The organism is Candidatus Omnitrophota bacterium, from assembly GCA_013791745.1.
Lineage (GTDB): Bacteria > CG03 > CG03 > CG03 > CG03 > CG03.
This window is the reverse complement of sequence record VMTH01000069.1, coordinates 1-5,949: the sequence shown is the minus strand read 5'-3', so window position 1 is coordinate 5,949 and position 5,949 is coordinate 1. Positions and strand designations below refer to the sequence as shown.

Genomic DNA, 5,949 nt, shown 5'->3' with positions numbered 1-5,949 from the left:
TTACGGGGGCTAAGCAGCCGGACCTTCCGGAGAAAATAGATGAGACGGGCGCCGTTAACATTGAGGTTCTGGAAGCTCAGCGTCTTATTATCGAGATAGACAAGAATTCGCTTCTTAATAAAATAGTAGTAACTGAACTGGACGCCCGCCGTAGCGGCGATACGCGTTCATATGACGAAATACTCAAATTCAAAGCGGGATTCCTCTTTGATAACGGGGATTATGATGGCTGTATAGAGACGCTAAAAAATGTGAGCGCCGCGGACTATTCCGCAAACAGGCTTTTTGCGCTTTCCTATTATTACACGGGCTCTCCCACCTCGGCTCTTTATCATTTTGACATGATAGAGGGAGAAGCCGAAAAGGTCGGTGACGGCGAGCTTCTCTTTTACAGGGCGAGGACTCTTGAGGGAAAGAATCTTTTTGAAGAGGCTTTGAACGCCTACGGGCGGATAAAGACGGGCGAATTCGCCGATAAAGCCGCCGGAAGATATAACGAGCTCGTCAAAAATCTTCCCCGGCGCATAGAGGATATAGACACTGAAATAGCGGAACTGATAAGAAAATCGCCATCGCAGGAAGATCATCCGGAAGCGTCGGCCGCTGTGCTGATGGACAGGGACAACTATGAGATATTTCCCGATTCCTCGTCGGTGTCGGAGTCGCTCAAGGTCATAAAGATATTCAACGACAGGGGCAAGAAGCAGTTCGCGGAGGTGGCGCTGACATACGATTCCACCTACGAGGACATTGAGATACTGGAGGCATACACGGTGCTGCCCTCGGGGCTGACGCGGGATGTGTCGCCGCAGCAGATAAGGGATGTGTCCAAGTACATGAATTTCCCGCTCTATTCAAACGCGAGGCTGAAGATCATATCCATGCCGGCCGTGGCGCCCGGCGCCGTTATCGTTTACAGGGTCCGGCACAAGTCAAACAAACTGCCGTCGGGCAATGTCATATTCCGCTACGGCATACAGGGTTTTGAGCCCTATGTCAATCAGGAATTGAGCGTGAAGATACCCCTTTCATTCACGCCTGACATAAGGATTTTCAGGAACTCTTATCTCAAAAAGAAATACAGGCTGGACCCGCGCGTGAAGAGGACGAAAACGGACAGGCTGTACAGCTGGAAATTTCCCTTTGTGCCGGAGATAATACCAGAGGACAGCATGCCGCCGTGGGACGAGATAAGCGACGGTTTCAGGTTTTCCACTTTTCAGAGCTGGGATCAGATATACCTGTGGTGGAAGGAGATGCTTTCCGACAGGATGGACATCACGCCCGATATAAGGAAGAAAACGGCCCAGCTGATGGATATCTCATCCGACAGGGCCAATGCCGCTAACATTTATCACTGGGTGGCGTCACAGATACGCTATGTGGCTGTGGAATACGGCGAAGCCGGTTTCAGGCCGCACAAGGCGGAGGAGATTTTCCTCAACAAATACGGCGACTGCAAAGACCAGGCGGTTCTCCTGACGGCGATGCTCAGGGAGGCGGGGCTGAAAGCTTATCTTGTCCTCATAGGCACGAGAGGGACATTCCCGCTGATAGAGGATTTTCCGGAACTGGTTTTTAATCATGCCATAGCCTGCGTGGAAATAGACGGGCAGATAATATTTATGGACCCGACGGCTGAGACCTGTTCTTTCGGGGATCTTCCCGGAGGCGACCAGGGAAGAAAAACGCTCGTGTTCTTCGACGACAGATATGAGATCATCGAAACGCCCGTCTTCGGCAGCGCCGAAAACCGCGTGAGTAAGGAAATGACGGTGAAGGTGGAAGAGGACGAGTCGATCAGCGCCACAAGGGAAGTGCTGACAAAAGGCATCAGCGACCAGGGACAGAGATACTGGCTGAAATACACAAAGCCCGTCAAGATAAAAGAACAGCTTGAAAAAGCGGTGAACGCCATAACGCCGGACGCGTCGCTTTTAAAATACGAGCTTCCCGATATTGAGAACATGAACGAGCCCTGCCGCCTCAGGATGATGTTTACGGGAATGGATTATCTCAAAAAAGCGGGGGGCATACGGCTGGCTCCGCAGTGGGGGGGCGTGGACACCGCCCTTGTCGCGAAGGAAGAACGCAAATACCCCGTAAAGGCCTCACTGCCGTCGGAGGAAAGCGTAGAGACGCGGCTCATACTGCCGCCGTCTTGGAAGGCGGTGTTCATACCGGAAGACATAAACGAGGAAAACAAATGGTTTTCAATGAACCGTCAATTCCGTCTGTCGGGCAGCGAATTGATATACACGGAAAAAACTGTTACAAATAATGAGGATGTGACGCCGGAAGATTACAAAAAATACCGCGCTCTTATGTTTGATCTGCATCGCAGGACGAGGAGCCAGGCGGTTTTTGAGACGGCGGAAAGGTAAAGTCAATGGGAACGGTTCCTATTATAACCGCCGGAGACTGAGTATTATAAAGCTTTAAGGTCACAAATTGTGACTTTAAAATTAGAAGGAAGGGGGATTTTATGAATGAGGTGAAATGCTGCTAATGTCACAATGTCAAGCACCGTCCCCTTCCTATGATTAAAAGATTGATCTTCATCGTCGCTCTTGGTTTGGGCGGGGCTTATCTTTTCCGCATGTATATAGGGGGCTTTGTGAAGGTGGCCAGCGGCTCCATGGAGCCGACTCTTGAGCTCTACGACATAGAATGGGCCAGCGCGCTCCATTATGCCCTCAACCCCGTCGAGAGGGGCGATATAATCGTTTTCCGTTCTCCTGTGGACAGTCAGAAGGGTTTGATCAAGCGCGTTATAGCCGTGGGCGGCGATGCCATTGAGATCCGCGACAAAAAAATCTATCTCAACTGGAAAGAGCTCGGCGCGGAACCGTATGCGGTGTATAAGAGAGAAAACGAGATACTTAAGGGCGACAACATTCCTGAGATCACGGTGCCGGAAGGACATGTCTTTGTGATGGGCGACAACAGGGACTGGTCCGGCGATTCGCGCGACTGGAAAGACGAGTCCGGAAACCCCGTCTATTTTGTTCCCGTTGAAAACATCATGGGAAGGATCAACAAAGATGCTGAATAAAATAGAGCCGTCTTTCGGGGTTTACAAAAAAGCCCTGAAAGATTATTCGCTGGGCTGTGTTTACACGGATGTGTGCTGCGACATGGAAACGCCTGTTTCCGTGTTCGCGCATCTCGCTTCCGGTGAAAACGCTTTTCTCCTTGAGAGCGCCGAGGGCGGGATTCGCTGGGGGAGATATTCTTTTGTCTCGCCGTCAGCGGCTTTTGTGCTCTCAGGCGGAAAGGATTATTTTGAGATCAACGGAAGAAGGAAAAAAACCGGAGATTCTTTTTCCGAGCTCAAGAAATTCATAGGCCGTTATAATTTCCCGAAAATCCAGGGTGACGCTCCTTTTACAGGAGGAGCTGTGGGCTATTTCGCCTATGACATCGCGGGGGAATGGGAAGACATCAATGCCCCCGCCTCCACCGGCGGAGAGTATTTCCGCTTCATGCTGCCCGAGATCGTAATAGTGATAGACCATCTTAAAAAAACGATGAGGATAATATGCTGGAGCTACGGATCGGGCACGGACGGCCGTCAAATGTATGACGCGGCCGCGGCAAAACTTAAAGGAACTCTGAAAAAGCTTCGCGAGGCAATAAGTAACGAAAGTAAACCCCTGGCGCCAATACGCAGGACGGTTTTTAAAAGCAAGATGACACAAAAGCGTTTTGAGGACATGGTCAGAAAGGCAAAAAAATACATCGCCCGCGGCGACTGCATACAGACGGTGATCTCTCGCGGATGGAAAGCGCGCTCATCCGTTGACCCCTTCCGCGTTTACAGGGCGCTGCGCATGGTGAATCCCTCGCCCTACATGTATTATCTCAAGTTCGGGGATTTTAAGATGATCGGTTCTTCGCCGGAAATACTGGTGAGGAAGGATTCTTCCAGGGCCGTTCTGCGTCCCATCGCCGGCACAAGGCCCCGGGGGGCGACGCCCGCCGAAGACAAAAAATTCGTCGAAGAGCTCATCTCGTCGGAAAAAGAAAGGGCGGAGCACATAATGCTCGTGGACCTGGCCAGAAACGACCTCGGGCGGGTCTGCCGTTTTAACAGCGTTTCCGTCAGGGAACTGATGACGGTTGAAAAATTCTCCCATGTCATGCACATGACCAGCGAGGTGGAGGGCACCGTCAGCCGGGGCCATGACAGTTTTTCGCTCTTCAAGGCGGCTTTTCCGGCCGGCACGGTATCAGGAGCGCCGAAGGTGCGGGCCATGCAGATAATAAGCGAGCTTGAGGCCTCATCAAGGGGCCCTTACGCGGGGGCTGTGGGATATTTTTCATTCAACGGCGATATGGATTTCGCCATAACCATAAGAACGGTTTTTGTGAAAGGCAAAGAGGTGTCGCTGCAGGCAGGGGCGGGGATCGTTTACGATTCCACGCCTTTGGGCGAATACAGGGAAACGGAAAACAAGGTGAAGGCGCTGATGCGCGCCGTTGAGATGGCGGAGGACCTGTGAGGATACTTTTCGTAGATAATTACGATTCTTTTGTTTACAACATCGTGCAGTATTTCGGCAGGATAACGAAAGACATAAAGGTCGTCCGTAACGACGAGGTCACTGTTTCGGAGATAGAAGCTTATCGTCCCGACGGCATAGTAATATCGCCCGGGCCCGGTACGCCCGATAAAGCGGGCCGCTCCATGGAGATAATCAAGGCCTTCACCGGAAAAACGCCTATCCTGGGCGTCTGTCTGGGACATCAGGCGATAGGGCGGGTCTTCGGCGCGAAGGTGGTGAGGGCCAAAAAAATAGTGCACGGCAAAACATCCCTCATACAACACAACGGAAAAGGGCTCTTCCGCGGCGTCAAAAATCCTTTTACCGCGACAAGGTACCATTCGCTCATCATAGAAAAACCGGTGCCGCGGCTGGAGATAACCGCGCGCACGAAAGACAACGAGATCATGGGAGTCAGGGTGAAGGGCATGGATATATACGGCGTGCAGTTCCATCCCGAATCAATTCTGACAACGGAAGGTTTTAAAATCATTGAGAATTTTTGTAGAATCGCGGATAAATGATAAATAAAGAAAAAATTAAACGCTACGCGCGCTACGCCGTCTATGCCTTTTTTGTCGGCATGTTGGTGGGCGTGGGGTTTGACATAGCCATGCGCATCATCACCAAAACTAGCAGGGCTGTCGTGACCCCCGACGTGACGGGCCTGAATATCGCCGAGGCCATGGATATGCTGCAGGCCAAGGGACTGGAGGCCTACAAAGAAAAGGAATCGGCCAGCGACGAGACGATCCCCGCGGGTTCGGTCGTCAGGCAGAACCCTGTGGCGGGCTCGGTGGTCAGGGCCGGAAGAAAAGTGCGTCTGACTCTTTCGGAAGGCGGCAATCTCATATATGTGCCCGACATCTGCGGAAAAGCGATGAGCGAGGCTGAAATACTTTTGACACGGACCGGGCTCACCGTCGGGAATGTCACGGGCATCTACAGCGATGAGACGCAGATAGACCTTATCATAACACAGGAACCTCTGCCCGGGCAGATAGTAAAGCCCGCGGCCATGATAGATATTGTTATGAGCAAAGGCCCGGCGTCGCTCATGGGTTTTCTCGTCATGCCGTATTTCGTCGGAAAATCATCATCTGACGCGTCTTCCTATCTGCATGAGATGGGCTTTGAGGTAGCCGAAACGGAAGAAGTGATAAACAACAACATCTCTCCCGGCACGATCATAAAGCAGGAGCCGGCGCCCGGCGACATGCTCTCAGGGGATTCCCTCATCAAGTTTTATATATCCCAGCTTTCCCTCGAGGAAAATGTGAAAAGAACGGTCACGATCTTCTGGGAGGTGCCGCAGGACATAAAAGAAAGAGAAGTGAAGATAATTGTCAAAGACGCCGTCGGCCGCAGAACCGTTTATGAGAAGAGGGAGCAGCCCGGCAAT

General features: G+C 51.7%; 5 protein-coding genes. All 5 read left to right on the top strand.

Features of this window, described 5'->3' with window-relative positions; all coding sequences use genetic code 11:
* Positions 1-2,384: DUF3857 domain-containing protein (locus FP827_03150; GenBank protein ID MBA3052075.1), on the top strand; the 2,384-nt coding region annotated here is incomplete at its 5' end.
* Between the two features lie 155 nt (positions 2,385-2,539).
* Positions 2,540-3,055, top strand: a complete 516-nt coding sequence (gene lepB, locus FP827_03145; protein MBA3052074.1) for a signal peptidase I — start codon at positions 2,540-2,542, stop codon at positions 3,053-3,055.
* Positions 3,045-4,505, top strand: a complete 1,461-nt coding sequence (gene trpE, locus FP827_03140) for an anthranilate synthase component I (protein ID MBA3052073.1) — start codon at positions 3,045-3,047, stop codon at positions 4,503-4,505. The genes lepB and trpE overlap by 11 nt, the downstream gene beginning before the upstream one ends.
* A complete protein-coding gene (locus FP827_03135) occupies positions 4,502-5,071 on the top strand; it encodes an aminodeoxychorismate/anthranilate synthase component II (protein ID MBA3052072.1) in 570 nt (189 codons plus the stop codon). The genes trpE and FP827_03135 overlap by 4 nt, the downstream gene beginning before the upstream one ends.
* Positions 5,068-5,949, top strand: an 882-nt coding sequence (locus tag FP827_03130) for a PASTA domain-containing protein (protein MBA3052071.1), incomplete at its 3' end; no start/stop codon positions are given. The genes FP827_03135 and FP827_03130, both read left to right, overlap by 4 nt.

What these genes read in the sequence shown, in the direction of transcription:
- lepB (MBA3052074.1), top strand. Translation starts at nt 2,540, where the DNA reads ATGATTAAAAGATTGATCTTCATCGTCGCTCTTGGTTTGGGCGGGGCT.
- trpE (MBA3052073.1), top strand. Translation starts at nt 3,045, where the DNA reads ATGCTGAATAAAATAGAGCCGTCTTTCGGGGTTTACAAAAAAGCCCTG.